17 protein-coding genes are annotated in these 20041 nt (G+C 71.5%); 13 read left to right on the top strand and 4 right to left on the bottom strand.

All coding sequences use genetic code 11. The annotated features are described in order from the left end of the window. The 8 genes from IEY20_RS10130 to IEY20_RS10095 all read left to right on the top strand — a co-directional run bounded on the left by IEY20_RS10130 (position 1) and on the right by IEY20_RS10095 (position 11203). Positions 1-2187 carry an ATP-dependent Clp protease ATP-binding subunit gene (locus tag IEY20_RS10130; protein ID WP_188889113.1) on the top strand — a complete coding sequence of 729 codons (2187 nt, stop codon included), beginning with the start codon at positions 1-3 and terminating at the stop codon, positions 2185-2187. 166 nt (positions 2188-2353) lie between these two features. Then, positions 2354-2908, top strand: coding sequence for a DUF2231 domain-containing protein (locus IEY20_RS10125; RefSeq protein ID WP_175328801.1), 555 nt, complete (start codon positions 2354-2356; stop codon positions 2906-2908). Between the two features lie 308 nt (positions 2909-3216). After that, a complete protein-coding gene (locus tag IEY20_RS10120) occupies positions 3217-4542 on the top strand; it encodes a sugar ABC transporter substrate-binding protein (protein ID WP_175328800.1) in 1326 nt (441 codons plus the stop codon). A gap of 3 nt (positions 4543-4545) precedes the next feature. Continuing rightward, positions 4546-5613, top strand: a complete 1068-nt coding sequence (locus tag IEY20_RS10115; RefSeq protein ID WP_204620629.1) for a carbohydrate ABC transporter permease — start codon at positions 4546-4548, stop codon at positions 5611-5613. Between the two features lie 152 nt (positions 5614-5765). Further along, positions 5766-6569 carry a carbohydrate ABC transporter permease gene (locus IEY20_RS10110; protein ID WP_229727986.1) on the top strand — a complete coding sequence of 268 codons (804 nt, stop codon included), beginning with the start codon at positions 5766-5768 and terminating at the stop codon, positions 6567-6569. Positions 6570-7127: 558 nt separating this feature from the next. Then, positions 7128-7916 (top strand): DeoR/GlpR family DNA-binding transcription regulator, encoded by a 789-nt coding sequence (locus tag IEY20_RS10105; protein WP_175328799.1) that lies wholly within the window; start codon positions 7128-7130, stop codon positions 7914-7916. Beyond that, positions 7913-8980 carry a 1-phosphofructokinase family hexose kinase gene (locus tag IEY20_RS10100; protein WP_175328798.1) on the top strand — a complete coding sequence of 356 codons (1068 nt, stop codon included), beginning with the start codon at positions 7913-7915 and terminating at the stop codon, positions 8978-8980. The genes IEY20_RS10105 and IEY20_RS10100 overlap by 4 nt, the downstream gene beginning before the upstream one ends. 93 nt (positions 8981-9073) lie before the next feature. Then, positions 9074-11203, top strand: coding sequence for a PTS fructose transporter subunit IIABC (locus IEY20_RS10095; protein WP_175328797.1), 2130 nt, complete (start codon positions 9074-9076; stop codon positions 11201-11203). Positions 11204-11408: 205 nt separating this feature from the next. On the opposite strand, the gene IEY20_RS10090 is transcribed toward IEY20_RS10095, so the two are convergent. After that, on the bottom strand, positions 11409-13127 hold the full coding sequence (locus tag IEY20_RS10090; protein ID WP_175328796.1) for a beta-N-acetylhexosaminidase: 1719 nt from the start codon (positions 13125-13127) through the stop codon (positions 11409-11411). A gap of 30 nt (positions 13128-13157) precedes the next feature. Between IEY20_RS10090 and IEY20_RS10085 the strand changes: the two genes are divergently transcribed. Next, positions 13158-14333, top strand: a complete 1176-nt coding sequence (locus IEY20_RS10085; RefSeq protein WP_175328795.1) for an ROK family transcriptional regulator — start codon at positions 13158-13160, stop codon at positions 14331-14333. Between the two features lie 25 nt (positions 14334-14358). Further along, positions 14359-15144: a DedA family protein gene (locus tag IEY20_RS10080; protein ID WP_175328794.1), complete on the top strand. Its 786-nt coding sequence runs from the start codon at positions 14359-14361 to the stop codon at positions 15142-15144. 4 nt (positions 15145-15148) lie between these two features. On the opposite strand, the gene IEY20_RS10075 is transcribed toward IEY20_RS10080, so the two are convergent. Continuing rightward, entirely contained in the window at positions 15149-15352 is a 204-nt protein-coding gene (locus tag IEY20_RS10075) for a hypervirulence associated TUDOR domain-containing protein (protein ID WP_175328793.1), read from the bottom strand. Positions 15353-15491: 139 nt separating this feature from the next. Here IEY20_RS10075 and IEY20_RS10070 point away from each other — a divergent pair, with 139 nt between their 5' ends. Next, positions 15492-16601: a serine/threonine-protein kinase gene (locus IEY20_RS10070; protein ID WP_188889111.1), complete on the top strand. Its 1110-nt coding sequence runs from the start codon at positions 15492-15494 to the stop codon at positions 16599-16601. 100 nt (positions 16602-16701) lie between these two features. Beyond that, positions 16702-17325: a phosphoribosylanthranilate isomerase gene (locus IEY20_RS10065; protein WP_175328791.1), complete on the top strand. Its 624-nt coding sequence runs from the start codon at positions 16702-16704 to the stop codon at positions 17323-17325. Between the two features lie 108 nt (positions 17326-17433). Here the strand turns inward: IEY20_RS10065 and IEY20_RS10060 are convergent, their stop codons facing one another. Further along, the gene (locus IEY20_RS10060) at positions 17434-18192 is read right to left on the bottom strand and encodes an HAD-IIB family hydrolase (protein WP_175328790.1); all 759 of its coding nucleotides are present in this window, start codon (positions 18190-18192) and stop codon (positions 17434-17436) included. 181 nt (positions 18193-18373) lie between these two features. Beyond that, positions 18374-18961 carry a nitroreductase family protein gene (locus tag IEY20_RS10055; RefSeq protein ID WP_175328789.1) on the bottom strand — a complete coding sequence of 196 codons (588 nt, stop codon included), beginning with the start codon at positions 18959-18961 and terminating at the stop codon, positions 18374-18376. An 81-nt stretch (positions 18962-19042) separates the two neighbouring features. Between IEY20_RS10055 and IEY20_RS10050 the strand changes: the two genes are divergently transcribed. After that, on the top strand, positions 19043-19966 hold the full coding sequence (locus IEY20_RS10050) for an AEC family transporter (RefSeq protein ID WP_188889110.1): 924 nt from the start codon (positions 19043-19045) through the stop codon (positions 19964-19966). Positions 19967-20041: the final 75 nt, after the last annotated feature.

Here is a 20041-nt window from a genome sequence, read left to right as displayed (position 1 = left end):
ATGGCGAACCTCCAGGGCGCTCCTGACTCGCAAGAGCGACAGAAGACCGCCCTCGAGCAGTACGGCGTCGACCTCACTGCGATCGCCCGGAGCGGCAAGCTCGACCCGGTGATCGGGCGGGACGCCGAGATCCGGCGCGTGTCCCAGGTGCTGACGCGCCGGACCAAGAACAACCCCGTGCTCATCGGCGAGCCCGGCGTCGGCAAGACCGCCGTGGTCGAGGGGCTCGCACAGCGCATCGTCGCCGGTGACGTCGCCGACTCGCTCAAGGACAAGCGACTCGTGTCGCTCGACATCTCCGCCCTCATCGCCGGCGCGAAGTACCGCGGCGAGTTCGAGGAGCGGCTCAAGGCCGTGCTCAAGGAGATCAACGACTCCGACGGGCAGGTCATCACCTTCATCGACGAGCTGCACACGCTCATGGGCGCCGGCGGCGGCGAGGGGTCGGTCGCGGCGTCGAACATGCTCAAGCCGATGCTGGCCCGCGGCGAGCTCCGGCTGATCGGGGCGACCACGCTCGACGAGTACCGCGAGTACATCGAGAAGGATGCGGCTCTCGAACGGCGCTTCCAGCAGGTCTACGTGGGGGAGCCGAGCGTCGAGGACGCGGTGGCGATCCTCCGCGGCCTCAAGGAGCGGTACGAGGCGCACCACAAGGTGACCATCAACGACTCCGCGCTCGTCGCCGCGGCGAGCCTGTCGAACCGGTACATCTCCGGGCGCCAGCTGCCCGACAAGGCGATCGACCTCATCGACGAAGCGGCGTCGCGACTCCGCATGGAGATCGATTCCTCCCCGGTCGAGATCGACGAGCTGAAGCGCACCGTCGACCGGCTGCGCGTCGAGGAGTTCGCGCTCAAGCAGGAGAAGGACGACGCCTCGAAGGCGCGGCTCGAGACCCTGCGCGCAGAGCTCGCGAGCCGGGAGACCCTGCTCGCCGAACTCGAGCAGTGGTGGCAGGCTGAGCGCGCCTCGCTCAACCGGATCGGCGAGCTCAAGCAGCAGCTCGACGACCTCAACATGCGGTCCCAGCGTGCGCAGCGGGAGGCCGACTACGAGACCGTGAGCCGCCTCGAGTACGGCGAGAAGCCCCGCATCGAGGCTGAGCTGGCCGCAGCCGAGCAGACCGAGAGCGCCGAGCGGATGGTGAACGACAGCGTCACCGACGAGGACATCGCCGCCGTGATCGCGCAGTGGACGGGCATCCCGGTGGGACGGCTGCTGCAGGGCGAGACCGAGAAGCTCCTGCACCTCGAGAGCGAACTCGGCCGTCGGATCATCGGGCAGCGTTCCGCCGTGAAGACCGTGTCCGAAGCCGTCCGTCGCACCCGCGCGGGCATCTCCGACCCGGACCGCCCGACGGGGTCGTTCCTGTTCCTCGGCCCCACCGGCGTCGGCAAGACCGAGCTCGCCAAGGCGCTCGCGGAGTTCCTGTTCGACGACGAGAAGGCCCTCGTCCGCATCGACATGAGCGAGTACGGCGAGAAGCACACGGTCGCGCGCCTGATCGGTGCCCCGCCCGGGTACGTCGGGTACGAGGCCGGTGGGCAGCTCACCGAGGCGGTGCGACGGCGGCCCTACTCGGTCGTGCTGCTCGACGAGGTCGAGAAGGCGCACCCGGAGGTGTTCGACGTGCTGCTCCAGGTGCTCGACGACGGGCGACTGACGGACGGCCAGGGTCGGACCGTGGACTTCCGGAACACGATCCTGATCCTCACCTCGAACCTCGGGTCGCAGTTCCTCACCGACACCTCCCTCACCGCCGAACAGCGCGAGGAGGGCGTCCGCGAGATGGTGACGCAGGCGTTCCTGCCCGAGTTCGTGAACCGACTCGACGACATCGTGGTGTTCCAGGCGCTGACCTCGGAGGACCTCGGCCAGATCGTGTCGCTGTACGTCGACCGGCTGGCCCGGCGACTGTCGGACCGCCGACTCGAGCTGGCCGTGACGCCCTCCGCGCGGACCTGGCTCGCCGAGCGTGGGTACGACCCGGTGTACGGTGCGCGACCGCTGCGGCGGCTCATGCAGCGGCAGATCGACGACCGGCTGGCGCGCGCGATCCTCGCGGGCGACGTCCGTGACGGCGACACCGTCCGCGTGGACGTCGCGGAGTCGGGTGACGAGCTGACGGTCGAGCCGTTCGAGCTCGCGGAGATCATCGACGACGCCGAGATCGTCGAGGAGTAGCTCGACGCGCGAGGGGGCGTCCGGGCGCAGGCGCGCGGGGTGACCGCCTGGAGGCGCGGTGCCGGTCCGTGGGGCCGGCACCGCGCCTCCAGGCCCGCTCGGCGAGACCGGGACAGCGCTGGCGCGCTGTGAACGTCCCGGTCTCGCCAGGCCTAGATTCCGGGGCATGCCTGAGATCCGCGCCATCCGTCGCCTCACCGACGCCGTCGAGCACGCCGACGTGCTCGACAAGGCCGTCGACATCGACCGTTCCGTCGTCCGCGCGCTCGCGCGGCCGAAGGCGGTCCGCCAGCTCCTGCACGGCGTGCCGTTCGGACACCCGCTGCACCCCCTGATGGTGCAGGTGCCGCTCGGCGCGTGGATCTCCGCGGCCGTCCTCGACCTGATCGGTGGGAGGGGGAACGCGAAAGCCGCGAAGACCCTCGTGGGTGTCGGCCTGGTGTCCGCGGGCGGGGCGACGACGGCCGGGTACGTCGACTGGGCCGAGCTCGATCGCGAGCAGCTCCGGACGGGGTGGGTCCACCAGGCGGTGAACTGGGTCGGGATCACGCTGTACGGGCTGTCGTGGGTGCAGCGGAAGCACGGGAACCACGGCGCGGGGAAGCTGCTCGGGTTCGCCGGGCTGACGGTCGTCGGGGTCGGCGGCTACCTCGGTGGGCACCTGGCGTACCGGCAGCGGGCCGGCGTGGGCACGAGCGAGCACGTCCCCTTCGACGACTGAGCCTGGTCGACGGGCGTGCTCGTCCGGTGACGAAGCCGTCGACCCGCGTCGTCCGAGACGGACGGGAGGCCCGTGGCGACTCCGCCACGGGCCTCCCGTCCGTCTCGCCGTGCGGATGCGGATGATGCCTGGTCATGACCAGTTCGTCAAGGACGCGGCCGCATCTGTTCGACATCCGTGATCCCCCGGAAACATGCGGATCGCGGCTGTCCACAGGGTCGCGATTCGTGGTTGACATCCCCGCGTGATGGGTCTTCACTAGCCATTACGCAACGTCCTTTCATAAAGGTCGGACCAAGGGAGTCAACGTGACACGCACGCGTTTCGCCGCACTCGGTGCGCTCGCCCTCGCAGGCGCGCTCGCCCTCACCGGGTGCTCCGCCGGGAGCAACGCCGCTTCCGACGGAGGCACGAAGTCCATCGGCACACCCGACGGCAAGGGCAAGACCATCACCGTCTGGATCATGAACGGCGACCTCAGCCCGAAGATCCTCGACGTCGCTGCGCAGCAGTTCACGAAGGCCATCGGGGCCAAGGTGAAGCTCCAGCTGCAGCAGTGGGACGGCATCACGACGAAGCTCACGACCGCGCTCGCGCAGCAGGACGCGCCGGACGTCGTCGACCTCGGCAACACGCAGGTCCCCGTGTACGCGGCGACCGGCGGCCTCATGGACCTGTCGCCGTACAAGAAGGAGCTGCAGGGCGGGCAGACCTGGCTGTCCGGGCTCGAGGGCCCGGCGACGGTCGACGGCAAGCTCTACGGCGCTCCGCTCTTCGCCGGCAACCGCGCGGTCATCTACAACAAGAAGACCTGGGCGGACGCCGGCGTCACCGACGTGCCGACGTCGTACGACCAGCTCACCGCCGACCTGGACAAGGTGAAGGCGAAGAACCCGCAGGCCGACTTCTCGGCCTTCTACATGCCCGGGCAGTACTGGTACGGCGGCCTGCAGTGGGTGTGGGACGCCGGTGGGCAGATCGCCACCGAGAAGGGCGGCAAGTGGACCGGAGCGATCGACTCCGCCGACGCCGTCAAGGGCCTCACCGCGTGGAAGGACTTCCAGAACTCGTACTCGGCGAAGTCGACGCAGGACATCAACACCGACAAGCCCGCCGAGTCCGACGTCTTCGCGCAGGGCAACGCGTCGGCGATCCTCGGGTCGGCGTGGGAGATCGGGTCGATCACCACGGCCAAGCCCGAGCTGAAGGACCAGATCGGCACGTTCCCCATGCCGTCGGCGACGGAGGGGAAGACCCAACCGGTGTTCCTCGGCGGCTCGGACCTCGGCATCCCGTCGAAGTCGCAGAACCAGGAACTCGCGCTGTACTACACGAAGATCCTCACCTCGAAGGAGTTCCAGCAGGACCAGGTGTTCGGCGTCGACGGGTGGGAGCCCAACTCGACGCAGCTGCTCGACGCGGTGGCCGGCGACGTGGACGAGCTCCACAAGCCGTACTTCGAGGCGGCCTCGACGAGCCGCCCGACCCCGGCGACCCCGGGATGGGCGACGATCGAGGGCGACTCGAGCTTCCAGACGATGTTCGCGGACGTCGCGACCGGCCGGAAGTCCCCACAGGACGCCGCCGAGGGCTTCTCTGAGCACCTCACGTCGGCGCTGAACGCGCAGCAGTAGTCGATGACGTCCACTGCAGAGCGGGTGTCCGGTCCGGCTGCGGCCGGGCCGGACACCCGGCGTGACGGTCGGGGTCGGGGTCGGGGACGGGGTCGGGACCGGGATCGTGGCCGTCCGGTCGGGGCCGGCCCGTCGGGTGCCGGTTCGGCGGGTGGCACCGGTGGCGGTCGGCGATCGCTGACGGCGTCGCGAGCGCCACTCTTCCTGCTGGCGCCGGCGGCGATCCTGCTGCTCGCCCTGGTCGTGTACCCGCTCGTGCGGCTGCTCGTGATCTCCTTCCAGGACTACGGGCTCCGTGCGATCTTCACGGGACAGGCGGGCTTCGCAGGGCTCGCGAACTACACGAACGTCCTCACCGACGCGAGCTTCTGGCCGGTCATCCTCCGGACCGTGCTCGTCACCGGGGCGATGGTCGTCGGCACCATCGGCATCGGCATGGCGGTGTCGCAGCTGCTCACGCGGCTCGGTGTCGTCATGCGGACCGTCGTCAGCGTCGTGCTCGTGCTGGCCTGGGCGATGCCGAACGTGGCGTCGAGCCTGGTGTGGCAGTGGCTCTTCCAGCCGTTCTACGGCGTGCTCAACTGGATGATCACGCAGTTGGGGGTGTTCGGGGACCACACGCAGGACAACTGGGCCTCGACACCAGGGCAGTCGCTCGCCATCGTGCTCTCGCTCGTGATCTGGCAGGCGGTGCCGTTCGTCGCCCTGACGCTCTACGCCGCGCAGTCGCAGATCGCGCCGGAGTACTACGAGGCCGGCGCGCTCGACGGGGCATCGGCGTGGGCGATGTACCGGGCGATCACGCTGCCGGCCCTCGTGCCGACGCTGCTGCTCGTGACAATCCTCTCGGTGATCTGGGACTTCAACGTCTTCAACCAGATCTGGCTCCTCACGAAGGGTGGACCGGAGGACACGACCCTCACGCTCGGCATCTGGACCTTCGTGAAGTCCTTCGTGTCGAACGCGTACGGGCAGGGCGCCGCGATCGCCGTCATCTCGACGCTGATCCTCGGTGTGCTCACGAGCTACTACATCCGGCGGCTCGTCCGCAGTGGGGAGGACGACCTGTGACGACGACATCGACCCCCGGGACGGGCGCGCCGACCGCGGCGACCGGTGCGACCAGCCCCGCCGCACATCCCGACGTGGCAGGGCTACCCGGTGCGCCTCGGTCCACCGGTCCGACCACTGCCGGCCGTCCGCGCCGCCGCAAGCCGCGCGTGGTGGCGAACACCATCGCCGTGGTGTTCTGCCTGGTGTGGGTGTTCCCGATCTACTGGATGGTGAACACCGCGTTCAAGCCCGCGGACGAGGTGACCACACTGACGCCGATCTGGCTGCCGCTGCGCCCGACGCTCGAGAACTTCACGCGGGCGCTGACGCAGGACGGGTTCCTGGTGTACCTGCGGAACTCGGCGATCGTCGTCGTGGCCGCGGTGCTGCTGTCGATCGTCGTCGGGTTCCTCGCGTCGGCTGCCCTGTCGCGGTTCCGCTTCCGCGGGCGTCGGGCGATCCTCGTCGCGATCCTGTTCGTGCAGATGATCCCCTCGGGTGCGCTGCTGATCCCGCTCTTCCTGTCGTTCCAGTCGCTCGGGCTGCTGAACAGCTACCTCGGGCTGATCCTCGCGTACGTGGCGAGCGTCCTGCCCTTCTCGATCTGGGTCATGCGCGGGTTCTTCGTCGCGGTGCCGGTCGAGATCGAGGAGGCGGCGAAGGTCGACGGAGCGGGGACGCTCCGGATCCTGTGGAGCGTGCTGTTCCCGCTCGTGATGCCGGGGGTCATCGCGACGAGCGTGTTCGCCTTCATCGCGGCGTGGAACGACTACCTGACCGCGTACGTGATGCTCAAGGACCAGGGGATGTACACGCTGCCGGTGTGGCTCGCCGGGTTCTCGACGAACAAGGGGACGGACTTCGGCGGGCTCATGGCTGCGTCGGTGCTGTTCTCGATCCCGGTCGTCGTGTTCTTCCTCATCGTGCAGCGGCGGCTCGTCAGCGGGATGACCGCGGGGGCCGTGAAGGGGTAGCGGCTGCGCGGTCGAACGCCCCGTCCTGCTGGTCGCAGGGCTGGGCGTTCGCGTGTGTGGAGCTCTGCGAGGCGTTCGCACGTGCGGAGCTCGGCGGAGACCGGCCTCGGGCGACGTGCGCGGCCACCGGCGACGACCCTGGTCGTTCGCAGGACGTGTCGGCCTGGGCCGCGCGGGACGGCATGTCGTGCGACCAACGCGATGGCGGGACGGCACGTCGTGCGACCAGCGCGATGGCGGGACGGCATGTCGTGCGACCAGCGCGATCGTCGGACGGCACGTCGTGCGACCGGCGCGGCCGCGGGGACGGCACCGCCGCGCCTGCTGCTGCCGGTGGTCGCGGCTCCCCGCACCCGCCGTCCGGCCGGTCACGAATCGTCGCTCTGCGTCCACGCGAGCGACACCTCGTGACCGCTCGACACCCTTGAGCAGGGCGTCGTGACCCGAAGCGGCGAGTCCGGCTCCTGCTTCCGTGTTGGTTTCGGCACGAAACGGTTGCGAACGTGTGGCTTTGCGGCGTACAGTGCTCGAAACCCACGGGAACGAAGGAGTTCGGGCATGTACGCAACCGAGCGGCACGACGCCATCGCCGCCTCGCTGCAGTCGGCAGGCCGGGTGTCCGTCGCCGAGCTGGCCGAGCACTTCGACGTCACCACCGAGACCGTGCGACGTGACCTGGACGCCCTCGAGTCCGCCGGCGTCCTGCGCCGCGTGCACGGGGGAGCGGTCCCCGTCGGCCGGTCGAGCGTCGTCGAGCTGAGCGTCGCCGAGCGGGAGGGCCAGCACGGGACCGCCAAGAGCGCGATCGCCCGGGCGGCCATGCGCCTCGTCCCGCCGACCTTCACCGGCTCGATCGCCCTCGACGCCGGCACCACCTGCGCAGCCGTCGCCGCCGAGCTCGCCCGCTGGGAGCCCGCGACCGCCGGCACCACGCTGACGGTCATCACGAACTCCGTGCCCATCGCGTCCGCGCTGCAGCACAGCGAGCACGTGGAGCTCCACCTGCTCGGTGGACGTGTCCGCGGCGTGACGAGTGCCGCGGTCGGAACGGCCACGGTCGAGCAGATCGGTGCCCTCCGCCCCGACATCGCCTTCGTGGGGACCAACGGACTGTCCGCCGGCTTCGGCCTGAGCACGCCGGACGAGTACGAGGCCGCGGTGAAGGCGGCGTACGTCCTCGCAGCGCGGCGGAGCGTCGTGCTGGCGGACGCCGCGAAGCACGGGGTCGAGGCGCTCATGCGCTTCGCCCGACTCGACGAGGTGGACACCGTCGTCACCGACCAGGAGCCTCCGGCGGACCTCGCCGGAGCGCTCGCCGAAGCCGACGTCGAGGTGGTCGTCGCATGAGCACCGACCGGAACACCAGCACCAGCGGGCGCCCGAGCACGCGCATCGTCACGGTCACGCCGAACCCGAGCCTGGACCGCACCATCGAGCTCGCGGGCGAGCTGCAGCGCGGCGCCGTCCAGCGAGCGACCCGGAGCACCGCCGAGCCGGGCGGCAAGGGCGTCAACGTCTCCCGCGTCGTCGTCGCGAGCGGTGGTGACACGATCGCCGTGCTGCCCGGGGACGAGCTCGACCCCGTCCTGCTCGGCCTCGCCACACGTGGCATCCCGACCGCCGCCATGGCCATCGGTGCGCCGCTGCGCTCCAACGTCACGGTCACCGAACCGACCGGCACCACGACGAAGCTCAACGAGCCCGGCCCCTCGCTCGCCGGCCGGCTCGACGAGTTCGCCGCCCTCGTGGCCGACTCGGCCGGACCGACCCCGACCGGACCCGGTGCCCGCTGGGTCGTCCTCGCCGGCTCGTTGCCGCCCGGCCTGCCCGACGACGCCCTCGCCGTGCTCGTCCGGGCCGTCCGCGCACGACACGGCGACGACGTCCGGATCGCGGTCGACTCGTCGGGCGTCCCGTTCACCGCGCTCCTGCAGTCCGGCGAGCGGATCGACCTCGTGAAGCCGAACGCCGAGGAACTCGCCGAGGTCGTCGGCGGCGATCCCGACGAGTACGAGCGCGACCTCGATGCAGCCGCCGCGGCAGCCGATCGACTCCGGTCGCGGGGTGTGGACTCGGTCCTGCTCACCCTCGGCAGCGCCGGCGCCGTCCTCGTCGGCCCGGAGGGGTCCTTCGCGGCCGCAGCCCCGCGCATCGTCGCCCGCTCGACCGTCGGCGCGGGAGACTCCTCCCTCGCCGGTTACCTGCTCGCCGAGGTTGCCGGAGCTCGCCCGGAGGAGCGTCTCGCCCAGGCCGTCGCGACCGGAGCGGCAGCCGCAGCCCTCCCGGGCAGTGACGTCCCCGCCCTCGACCACACCGACCCCTCGGCCGTCGAGGTCCGCATCCTCCGGCCCGCGACGATGTCCGCCGCGACCCCGGGAACGGCACCGGAACCGACGCCGGAACCGGTCTGACCCCCACGCACGAACCCCGACCCGAACACCACCCCCACTCACCAGAGAACCAGCACGGCCCGCGCCCCCGGCGCCACTGCAAAGGAGCAACCCATGTCCGCAGACACGACGCAGCGCCTCATCAGCGCTGAGCTCGTCGGCCTCGACGAGGACCTCGGCGCCACGTCGAGCGACGTCATCCGCGTCCTCGCCGACCGCGTCGCCGCCACCGGCCGCGCGGCCGACGGAGCCGCCCTCGCCGAGGACGCCATCAAGCGCGAGGCCAGTGTCGGCACCGGCGTCCCCGGCGGCATCGCGATCCCGCACGCCCGGTCGGCCTCGGTGTCGAGCCCGACCCTCGCGTTCTCCCGCCTCGCCCGGAAGGTGCCGTTCGGCGCCCCGGACGGCGACGCCGACGTCGTCTTCATGATCGCCGTGCCCGAGGGCGCCGACAAGGACCACCTGACGGTGCTGTCGACGCTCGCCCGGGCGCTCATCCGCGAGGACTTCACCGCGGCGCTCCGTGCCGCGGCAACGCCCGAGGACGTCGTCGACCTCGTGCAGCGCGAAGTGGGCGGCGAGGTCGCCGCAGCCGGCGTCGGCTCCGCGAGCAATGCCTCCAGGCCGGCCGCAGCCCCGTCGACGCAGGCCGCGTCCGGTGACGCGACCACGAAGTCCGCCACAGCGGGTGCTCGCAAGGTCATCGTGGGTGTCACCGCCTGCCCGACCGGGATCGCGCACACCTACATGGCCGCGGACGCCCTCGTCGCCGCGGCCCAGCGGGCCGGCGCCGAGATGCACGTCGAGACCCAGGGCTCCTCGCAGGTCGAACCGCTCGACCCGGCGCTCATCGCCCGGGCCGACGCCGTCGTGTTCGCGGTGGACGTCGACGTCCGCGATCGCGGGCGCTTCGCGGGCAAGCCGCTCGTCTCCGGACCGGTCAAGCGCGGCGTCGACGAGCCCGACAAGATGATCGCCGAGGCACTCCGCGCCGCGGACGACCCGAACGCCGCACGCGTCCAGGGCGGCGTGACCACCTCCGAGTCCACGAAGTCGGACGAGCACTTCGGGCAGGCCCTCAAGCGCTGGCTCCTCACCGGCGTCAGCTACATGATCCCGTTCGTCGCGGGCGGCGGTCTCCTCATCGCGCTCGGGTTCCTGCTGTCGGGCTACGCGATCGCGCTGCCGCACGGCGACTCGGGCCAGAACAACGCCGTCTACACGCTCACGAACTACACGCTGCTCAACCTCCCGCCGGAGGGCCTCGGGTACTACCTCGGAGCGGCCGCGTTCCAGATCGGTGGCGTCTCGCTCGGCTTCCTCGTCGCAGCACTCGCCGGGTACATCGCGTACGCCATCGCCGACCGTCCGGGCATCGCGCCGGGCTTCGTCGCCGGGTCGATCGCCGTCTTCATGAACGCCGGCTTCCTCGGTGGTCTCGTCGGCGGCCTCATCGCCGGCGGTGCGGCCTACTGGATCGGGCGCATCCCGACCTGGCGCTGGCTGCGCGGCCTCATGCCCGTCGTGATCATCCCGCTGTTCGCGTCGATCATCGCGTCCGGCCTCATGCTCCTCGTGCTCGGTGGTCCGATCGCCTGGGTCATGACGCAGCTCACCGCGTGGCTGAACTCGCTGTCCGGTGCCTCGGCGATCCTCCTCGGCATCATCCTCGGCCTGATGATGGCGTTCGACCTCGGTGGCCCGGTGAACAAGGTGGCGTACGCGTTCGCCGTCGCAGGCCTCGGTGCGGGTTCGGCCACCAACGTCGTCCCGTTCGAGATCATGGCCGCCGTGATGGCCGCGGGCATGGTCCCGCCGCTGGCCCTGGCGCTCGCCTCGACCGTGCTCTACCGCAAGGGCTTCACGAAGCCGGAGCGCGAGAACGGCAAGGCCGCGTGGCTCCTCGGTGCGTCGTTCATCTCGGAGGGAGCGATCCCGTTCGCCGCCGCTGACCCGCTGCGGGTCATCCCGGCGTCGATGGTCGGCGCCGCGGTCACGGGTGCGATCTCGATGGCCGCCGGTGTGACCTCGCGAGCCCCGCACGGTGGGATCTTCGTCTTCTTCGCCATCGGGAACATCGGGATGTTCGTCGTCGCGCTGCTCGCCGGCACGATCGTCTCGGCGCTCGTGCTCGTCGGGCTGAAGAAGTGGGTGCGGCGTCGTCCCGTGGACGAGGCGGCGGCCGCCAGCGAGGCAACGGTCGCGGCCGAGACGGTCGGGCAGCGCGCGCCGGTCGCGGCATAGTCGTCCGGACGTGACGACCCCGCGTCGCGTCCCCACCTGACGGACGGGAGGCACGGTGCCGGCTGGCACCGTGCCTCCCGTCCGTCGTCGGGTGCGGTGCGCGCGCGACGCGCGAGCGTGTCGGTCGCAGGACGTGTCGCCCGGGCGGTGAACCGGTCGGCGGGTCGTGCGACCGGCGAGGCCCTGCGCGGCAGGCCGCCCGCGCTCACTCCACGATGTTCGAAGTCACCGCGTCGATGTAGGCCGCGCGCTCTTCGCGCGAGTGCGGCCGCCCCGGCACGCCCGGCCGCTGCTCCCACGGGAACGGACCCGCCTCGTGCCGGTACTCGATCCCCATCGCCTCGAGTCGCGCCGTGTGCTCGGCCAGGCGTCCGCGGAACTCTGCCACGTCGCGCGGCCCGGTCGTGTCCGCTGACCAGAGTGCCTCGGCCAGCGCCGCGACCCGGGGGAAGAGCTGGTAGTCGAGCTTCCGCGCGGTGTCGACGTGCTCGGTCCACATGTTGCCCTGGCCGCCGATGACGTGCGCGCGCTCGGCGTCGGTCAGCCCCGACGGCACGGGGTCGAACGCGAACACGTCGTCGACGCCCAGCACGATCGACACCGGGATCGGCTCGGTGGGCAGGTCGCTCTGCCGGTAGTCGAGGTAGGCCTGGTCGTCGGGGGAGGAGATGACGTCGTGACCGCGCTTGGCCGCCGTCCGCGCTCCGGTCAGGCCACGCCAGGACAGCACCGTCGCCGACTGCGAGAGCGTGCCGCCCTCGAGGATCTCGTCCCACCCGAAGGCCCGCCGACCGTGCGACTCGACGTGTGCCGCGAGCCGGCCGATGATCCACGCCTGGAGCTGTTCCTCGTCCGCGAGGCCGAGCTCCCGGATGCGCTCCTGGGTCCGGGGGTCCTGCTCCCACTGCACCTTCGGGCACTCGTCGCCGCCGATGCCGATGTACGGGCTCGGGAAGAGCGCGACGACCTCGTCGAGGACGTCCTGGAAGAACGCGATGGTGGACTCCTCCGCGTTGAGGACGTCGTCCGCGATGCCCCACTCCGTCCAGACCTCCACGGGGCGGTCGGGGTGCACGCCGAGCTCCGGGTACGCGGCGAGGGCAGCTCGGACGTGCCCGGGCGTCTCGATCTCCGGGACGACCGTGACGAACCGGTCGGCCGCGTAGGCGACGATCTCGCGGATGTCGTCCTGCGTGTAGTAGCCGCCGTGTGGTCGTCCGTCGAACTCCGCGGGGCGGAGCACACCGTCGGCGTCCGGCACGTGGGCACCGACCTGAGACTCGCGGCGCCACGAGCCGACCTCGGTCAGGCGCGGGTAGCGCAGGATCTCGATGCGCCACCCCTGGTCCTCGGTGAGGTGGAAGTGCAGCCGGTTGATCCGGTGCGCCGCGAGCTGGTCGACCACGCGCATGACCTCGTGCTTCGTGCGGAAGTGTCGGCAGACGTCGAGCATCACGCCGCGCCACGCGAAGGCCGGGGCGTCCTCGACCACGACGGCGGGGACGGTCCAGGGTGCGGTCCCGACCCGTCCGCGTCGGTACACGTCGGCGGGCAGCGACTGCAGCAGGGCCTGCACGCCGTAGAACACGCCCGCCGCCGAGCCGCCGAGCACCTCGACCCGGTCGGGTGTCACGGTGAGGCGGAAGGCTTCGCTCCGGTCGTCCGGGGCGGTCACGGGGCCGGTCGGCAGGCCCGCGACCTCGGCCGGGGAGGCGACGCGGAGAGAGACGACGTCCGGCCCGGGGTGACGCTCGGTGTCGCGCACCGGCAGACCGGTGGAGCCCCGGAGGGTCTGCTGGAGGTACAGTCGCACCGACTCCGTCCCGGCGTCGGCCGCGATGCGCGTCGCCGGGGTGAACTCGAAGGCGCCGGGTCCCGCTTCGGAACGGCGCGGTCGGGGGATGAGCATGTCGGAGTCCACCATTCCTCAACGGTCTTTCGTAACATGGAGGCTATGGCCGTGGAAGAGACCGTGTCAACGCTCCCGAGCACCGTGGTGGGAACGACGCCCGGCGTGCTCCGGCTCATCAACTCGCGCGCCATCCTCGACGAGCTCTTCCGCGAGGACGCCTCCCGCACCGTGACGGAGCTGAGCCGTGCGGTCGGGTTGTCACGTCCGACGGTGGAGGCGGCGCTCGCGGACCTCGTCGACGAGGGCTGGGTCGCCGAGGCCGAGGCCATCGCGACCCCGAACAAGGCCGGGCGGCGCGCCAAGCGGTTCGCGGCGGACGCCTCGGCCGGTGCCGTCCTCGGCGTCGACCTCGGGCTGCACGGCATCGTCGGGCTCCGGGCCGACCTCCGCGGTGCCACGACGGCTCGGGTCGAGGAGCACTACGCGGACCTCACCTCCGCGGACCAGGCGTGGGCGAGCGTGCAGGACGTCGTGCAGCGACTGACCGACGGTGTCGATCCCGACCGGGTCCTCGCGGCGACGTTCGGCGTGCCCGCGGTCGTCGACCGGTCCGGGGCGATCGACTACACCGTCGCCGTGCCGCAGTGGGTGGAGTCGCGGGTGCCCGGGCGCATCCAGGACCTCTTCCCGGGTGCCGCCACCTTCTTCGACAACGACGCCAAGCTCGCCGCGACGGCCGAGGCCATGTGGGGTCGCTTCCGCGGCGTCGACGACGCGCTCTACCTCGTGATGGGGCGGCAGATCGGTGCGTCCTACCTCGTCGACGGCTCGCTCGCGCGGGGTGCCCGCGGTGCGGCGGGCGAGATGGGCGGCCTGGCATCGACGGGGTGGCCGACCGCTCCGGCCCGACTGGAGGCACGGATCGCCGCCGACACGGACCTCGAGTCGGTCTTCGCGGCGGCCGGGCGCGGGGACGCCGAGGCGGTCGCGGTCGTACGCGCGTTCGCGGAGGACGTGGTGCCCGGGGTCGTGCAGCTCGTGACGACGCTCGACCCGGAGGTCGTCGTCGTCGGTGGCGAGGTCCTGCCCGCCGCCGAGGTCTTCGCCGCGGCGCTCCAGGACCTCGTGTCGCCCCGGCTTCGGCACCCCGTCGCGGTGACACCGTCCACCGTCGGCCGTGACGCCGTCGCCCGCGGCGCCCTCGCCCCGGTCGCTCACGCACGTCCGGACGTCCCACATGGGACTCGGTTGACATCCAGGTCGCGCGCCGGACTCTGACAGGGCGCTCAGGGATGATCAGGGCATGACGACTGCCCTGACCCGCCCCGTGGCGGCCGCCGACCCCGAGATGGGCGGGCTCTCCGGGCTCGTCCTGCAGCTCATCGACGCGCTCGGGGAGTGGGGCGTCGCACTGATGCTCTTCGTCGAGACGGTGTTCCCGCCGATCCCGTCGGAGGTGATCCTGCCGCTCGCCGGGTTCCTCGCCGGCGCGGGGCAGATGAACCTCGTCCTCGTGCTCGTCGCCGCGACGTTGGGCTCCTACCTCGGCGCGCTCGTGCTCTACTGGCTCGGCGCGGTGATCGGGTTCGAGCGGACCGTCCACCTGCTCGGCAAGCTGTCGCTGGTCGACGAGGACGACTTCCGGAAGGCGGCCGACTGGTTCCACCGGCACGGCAGGAGTGCGGTGTTCTTCGGCCGGTTCGTGCCGATCGTGCGTAGCCTCATCTCACTGCCCGCCGGAGCGGACCGGATGCACCTCGGCACGTTCTCGGTCTTCACGATCATCGCGAGCGGGATCTGGAACGGCGCGCTGGTGCTGCTCGGCGCCGCGTTCGGGACGCAGTACGAGCGGGTCGAGCAGTACACCGAGTGGATCGACCGCGTGCTCTACGTCGCGATCGCCGTCGTCGTCGTGACGTTCGTGGTCCGACGGGTCCGACGGGTCCGGGCCGAGCGGGCCGGTCGCGCGGCGCAGCCCGACGGCGACGGGCGGGTCGAGCGTGCCGGGCGGGTCGAGCGTGCCGGGCGGGTCGAGGGCGCCGGGCAGGGTGGGCGTGGACGCCGCCGCGCCACCCCGGCCGGCGACTGAGCCGTCACGCCTTGGTGAGCGACGACTCCTTGTGGGCGGCCTTGCTGCCCGACTTCTCCGACTCGACGATCCAGTAGGGGTCGTCGTCCTCCGGCTTGAAGTCCTGACCGTCGAACGTGAAGTCCTTGGTCTTCTTCTCGACCAGCTTGCCGGTCGTCTTGCCCTGCGAGGTGTTCCAGTGCACCTCGTCGCCCTTCGACAGCGCCATCGTGTCCTCCTTGCGCGTGAACGCTCATCCGTTGCAGCACTGCCTACACCCGGCGCATCGGCGTGATCACAGGGAAGTACGGGGTGTCACGATGTCGTAACGGGGCCGCGGTCCGTCTCGCGGGCGCGTACCGTACTCGGTGAGTCACGATGTCGGCAACTGCCGCGTCCCCGGCTCCCGACAGAACGACGTGCACATGACCCTGCTGGACAGCCCCCGGGCGGAGACCGTCCTCGCCGGACGGTACCGGCTGGTCCGGCTCATCGGCACCGGCGGCATGGGCACCGTGTACGAGGCCCGGGACGAGCACACGTACCGGCTCGTGGCGGTCAAGCTGTTCGCGACGCCCGACAACATGACGACCGCCGACCGCGTCCGGCAGGAGCGCGAGATCCGGCTGCTGAGCATGCTCTCGCACCCCGGGCTCATCCCGCTCTACGACGCCGGGACCCACGAGTTCGAGGACGGCCCGCACCGGTTCATCGTGATGGAGCTCATCGCCGACACGACCCTGTTGCGCCGACTCGCCGAGGGGCCGCTGCACAACTACGAGGTGGCCGACCTCGGCGCCCAGCTCGCCGACGCGCTCGCGTACGTGCACTCCCGGGGCATCGTCCACCGTGACGTCAAGCCGGCGAACATCCTCATCAGCGACGAGGGCTCGTCCGGCTTCGCACGCACGGTCAAGCTCACCGACTTCGGCGTCGCGCACTTCGTCGACGGCTCCCGACTGACCAACGACGGCACGATCATCGGTACGGCGGCGTACCTCAGCCCCGAGCAGGTCGCCGGCGAGCCGATCGGCTTCGCGACCGACGTCTACTCGCTCGGACTCGTCCTGCTCGAGGCGCTGACCGGCAAGCAGGAGTACTCCGGCACCCTCATCGAGGCGGCGCTCGCGCGACTGCGTCGTGACCCCGAGGTCCCGGACGGCGTCGCGTCGGAGTGGCGGGACCTGCTCGAGCGGATGACCCACCGCGATCCCGCCCGCCGCCCGACCGCGGTGGCCGTGGCGAACGCCCTGCGCGGCGGCTCGACGCAGATCACCGGCCCGTTGCCGCTCGGCCCGGACCGCGAGCGCCACAAGCACGCGCACAAGCTGCACCGCGCGGCGCACCGGCACGCCAAGCGAGGCACGTTCTCGGCGACGAAGCGCTGGCGTCGGCGGAACGTCCTCATCGCGTCGTGCACGACGGTCGCCGTCATCGCAGCGTGCGCCGCGTCGTACGTGGTCGGCGCGTCGCACTGATCGGGGCGGCCCCCACCGGCGCCGTACCGACGGCCGCCGCCCGCGCCGTGCTGCACCGACCCGGCGGAACGGGCCGGTGCTCCCTGGCAGGATGGACGGCATGACCGATCAGCGCTGGATCAAGATCTGCGGCCTCTCCACCCCCGAGACGGTGGACGCCGCCGTGGACGCCGGTGCCGACGCGGTCGGGTTCGTCTTCGCGGCGGGCAGCCCCCGCACGGTGACGGCTGACCTCGCCAAGGAGCTGGTCGAGCGCGTGCCCGAGGGCGTCGACGCCGTCGGGGTCTTCCGTGACCAGCAGATCGACGAGATCGTCGGCATCGCCTCCGCGGTCGGACTCACCACGCTGCAGCTCCACGGCGGCGAAGCGGCCTCCGACTTCGCCCGGGCGCGCGACGCCGGGTTCTTCACCATCCGGGCCGTCAGCGCCGAGGACTACCTCCGCGAGACCCCCGAGCAGCGCGCCGCGTACGACCACGACCTGCTGCTGCTCGACGCCGCGGTGCCGGGGAGCGGTCGGCTGGTGGACCCCTCGACGATCGCGGGCGGGGTCGACGAGGCCTGGATCCTCGCGGGCGGACTCACGCCCGCGAACGTGGTCGCCGCGGTCGGGGCGCTCGATCCGGACGGTGTCGACGTGTCGAGCGGCGTCGAGTCCGAGCGCGGGGTGAAGGACGAGGCGAAGATCCGCGCCTTCGTCGAGGCGGTCCGCAGCATCCCCTGACGACGGGCCTCACGCCGAGTCGCGGGCTCGTGTACTGGGCGCGACCCGACGACGGACGGGAGGCGCGGCACCAGCCGGCACCGCGCCTCCCGTCCGTCTCGGTGCGCGTCAGCGCAGCGTCGGGACGAGCTCCGTCAGGAACGCGTCGGTGTCCTCCCAACCCTCGACCGCGTGGCAGGGGACGCCGAGCGCCTTCACCGGGTAGTCGTTGCCCTCGGGGTCGAGCCGGTCGCCGACGAACAGCATGTCGTCGAGCGCGATGCCCGTGATCTCGGCGAGCCGGCGCATGCCGTACGCCTTGTCGATCCCCTTCCGGGTGATGTCGATGCTCGTCGAGCCGCCGGAGCGGACCTCGAGGTCGGGGAGCTGCTCCTGGACCAGACGACGGAGGTGGTCCTTCTTCTCGCCGGTCGGGTCCCACTGCTTCTTGACGTCGACCGGGGCGGCCTGGCCGAGCGCCGAGAACGTGATCTGCGAGCCGCGGTCCTCGAGGATGTCGCCCCAGGTCCGCTCCTCCCAGTAGCCCGCCTGCTTCGCCTGCTCCTCGATCGCGGCGAGGGCGCGGATCTTCTGCTCGTCGGTGAGGTCCTCGGCGTACTGCAGCGCCCAGTCGTCGTCCTGCCACCGGTAGTAGCGCGTCCCGCAGGTCGGCAGGAGGTGGAGGTCGTCGAGCGTGAGGCCCTCGCGGTCACGGAGCGGGGTCACGAGCTGCTGCTCGAACTGGTGGAAGTTGCCGCCGGAGATCACGGCGACCGGCACGACCTCGAGCAGGGACGCGAAGGTCTCGAGCATGCGGGGGTCGAGCGGCGACTTCGACGGGGCGAGGGTGTCGTCCAGGTCGAAGGCGACGAGGCGGGGCGTGGTCATGTGCACGATCCTGCCAGAGCCGCGCCGACGAGACGCCGGGTGCGACGGGTGTCGGCTCAGGGCCGGTGCGACGCCGGCACCCGGTCGCGGGCGTCCGTGATGTCCGTGTACCCGTGTCCGTACATGCCACGCGGCCGCACCCCTGGACCCGGGGTGCGGCCGCGCACGGTGGACGCGGGGCTCACTCCTTGACGAGCACGACCTCGTCGAGCGGCAGCCGCGTGCGCGGGGCGACCTCGCGCTCCGCAGCCTTGTCGTCGAGCTGCGACGGGTCGGTCACCGTACCGATCGCCGACACCGTGTACGGGAGGAAGCGCTCCGGCAGGTCGAACGCCGCGCGGAGACCGGCCGCGTCGATGCCCGCCATCTGGTGGACGTGCAGTCCCTCGGCGTGCGCCTGGACCGTCAGCGCCGCGAGGGACTGGCCGAGGTCGTACTGCGCGAACGGACGCTCGTCGCCGTCCTCGGTCACGGTCTCGAGCACCCCGACCACGAGGGCGCTCGCACGGAAGGCCCACGCGGCGTTGAAGCCGAGGAGGTTCTCGTTGATCTTCCGGAAGGTCTCGGTGCCGCGGCGTCCCGCGATGAAGCGGCGGGGCTGGTGGTTCATCGCGGACGGTGCCCAGCGAGCAGCCTCGAGCAGGGCATCGAACGGTGCGTCGTCGATCGTGGCGGTCTCGTCGTAGGAGCGCGGGCTCCACCGTTCCTCGAGGAGCGGCACGAGGGGCTGGCTGGAGTCGGTCGAGCGGGTGAGCGTCTGCGAGGTCATGGTGCGTGCAACGGTATCCGGCGCGGACGCATTTCCGGGCTGAACGACGTCACATGAAGCCGGGGTGCCAGGATGGTCGGGATGGGTGGCGTGTTGACCGGGTTCGCGATCATCGGCGCGATCATCGGCGCCGGGTACGTCGTCGGGCGCACCGGGCTGCTCGGGCAGCACGCGCAGTTCGTGATGGGGCGCCTGGCGTTCTTCGTGCTCATGCCGTGCCTGCTGTTCCACACGATCGCGACGGCCGACATCGCCGCGCTGCTGTCCCCGATGCTCTGGGTGTCGCTCGTCAGCGCGCTCGTCGTGGCGCTGGGGGCGGCGCTCGTCTTCCGGCTGGTGCTCCGCCGTCCGGTGGCGACGACCACGGTGGGCGCACTGGCGTCGAGCTACGTGAACGCGAACAACATCGGCCTGCCCGTGGCGGTGTACGTACTCGGACAGGCCACCGCGGTCGTGCCGGTGATCCTGCTCCAGCTCATCGTGCTCGCACCGATCGCCCTGACCGTCCTCGACACGGCCACCGCGGGCGCGGGGAGCCTCGCGCGTCGGATCGCCGGGCCGTTCCGGAACCCGATCATCATCGCGTCGCTCGTCGGCCTGGCGTGCTCGGCGCTGCACGTCGAGCTGCCCGCTCCCGTGCTCGAGCCGTTCTCGCTCGTGGGAGCTGCCGCGGTGCCGGTCATCCTGCTGTCCTTCGGCATGAGCCTGCACGGTGCGACGCCGCTGCGGGACCCGTCGATCCGGACGGACGTCCTCGTCGCCTCGGCGATCAAGCTCGTGGTGATGCCGACGGTGGCGTTCGTCCTCGCCCGGTCGGTGTTCGGGCTCGGCGACCAGGACGTGTTCGTGCTGACGACGCTCGGGGCGCTGCCGGCCGCGCAGAACGTGTTCAACTACGCGCAGCGGTACGGGGCGGCCGTGCCGGTGGCGCGGGACGTCGTGCTCCTCACGACCGTCGGGTCCGTGCCGGTGCTCGTCGCGATCGCGGCGCTGCTGCACCCGTAGGCCGCGGCGCGCGTGCGCGTGGCTCGGCGGCGCGTGCGCATGGTGCGAGGTTGCGCACACGGTGCGGGGGTTGGT

It is taken from the genome of Curtobacterium luteum (genome assembly GCF_014646995.1).
Lineage (GTDB): Bacteria > Actinomycetota > Actinomycetes > Actinomycetales > Microbacteriaceae > Curtobacterium > Curtobacterium luteum.
The sequence above is the reverse complement of the archived record's forward strand: the minus strand, read 5'-3'. Positions and strand labels throughout refer to the sequence as shown.

What these genes read in the sequence shown, in the direction of transcription:
- IEY20_RS10130 (WP_188889113.1), top strand. Translation starts at nt 1, where the DNA reads ATGGCGAACCTCCAGGGCGCTCCTGACTCGCAAGAGCGACAGAAGACC.
- IEY20_RS10125 (WP_175328801.1), top strand. Translation starts at nt 2,354, where the DNA reads ATGCCTGAGATCCGCGCCATCCGTCGCCTCACCGACGCCGTCGAGCAC.
- IEY20_RS10115 (WP_204620629.1), top strand. Translation starts at nt 4,546, where the DNA reads ATGACGTCCACTGCAGAGCGGGTGTCCGGTCCGGCTGCGGCCGGGCCG.
- IEY20_RS10105 (WP_175328799.1), top strand. Translation starts at nt 7,128, where the DNA reads ATGTACGCAACCGAGCGGCACGACGCCATCGCCGCCTCGCTGCAGTCG.
- IEY20_RS10100 (WP_175328798.1), top strand. Translation starts at nt 7,913, where the DNA reads ATGAGCACCGACCGGAACACCAGCACCAGCGGGCGCCCGAGCACGCGC.
- IEY20_RS10095 (WP_175328797.1), top strand. Translation starts at nt 9,074, where the DNA reads ATGTCCGCAGACACGACGCAGCGCCTCATCAGCGCTGAGCTCGTCGGC.
- IEY20_RS10090 (WP_175328796.1), bottom strand. Translation starts at nt 13,127, where the DNA reads ATGGTGGACTCCGACATGCTCATCCCCCGACCGCGCCGTTCCGAAGCG.
- IEY20_RS10085 (WP_175328795.1), top strand. Translation starts at nt 13,158, where the DNA reads ATGGCCGTGGAAGAGACCGTGTCAACGCTCCCGAGCACCGTGGTGGGA.
- IEY20_RS10080 (WP_175328794.1), top strand. Translation starts at nt 14,359, where the DNA reads ATGACGACTGCCCTGACCCGCCCCGTGGCGGCCGCCGACCCCGAGATG.
- IEY20_RS10075 (WP_175328793.1), bottom strand. Translation starts at nt 15,352, where the DNA reads ATGGCGCTGTCGAAGGGCGACGAGGTGCACTGGAACACCTCGCAGGGC.
- IEY20_RS10065 (WP_175328791.1), top strand. Translation starts at nt 16,702, where the DNA reads ATGACCGATCAGCGCTGGATCAAGATCTGCGGCCTCTCCACCCCCGAG.
- IEY20_RS10060 (WP_175328790.1), bottom strand. Translation starts at nt 18,192, where the DNA reads ATGACCACGCCCCGCCTCGTCGCCTTCGACCTGGACGACACCCTCGCC.
- IEY20_RS10055 (WP_175328789.1), bottom strand. Translation starts at nt 18,961, where the DNA reads ATGACCTCGCAGACGCTCACCCGCTCGACCGACTCCAGCCAGCCCCTC.
- IEY20_RS10050 (WP_188889110.1), top strand. Translation starts at nt 19,043, where the DNA reads ATGGGTGGCGTGTTGACCGGGTTCGCGATCATCGGCGCGATCATCGGC.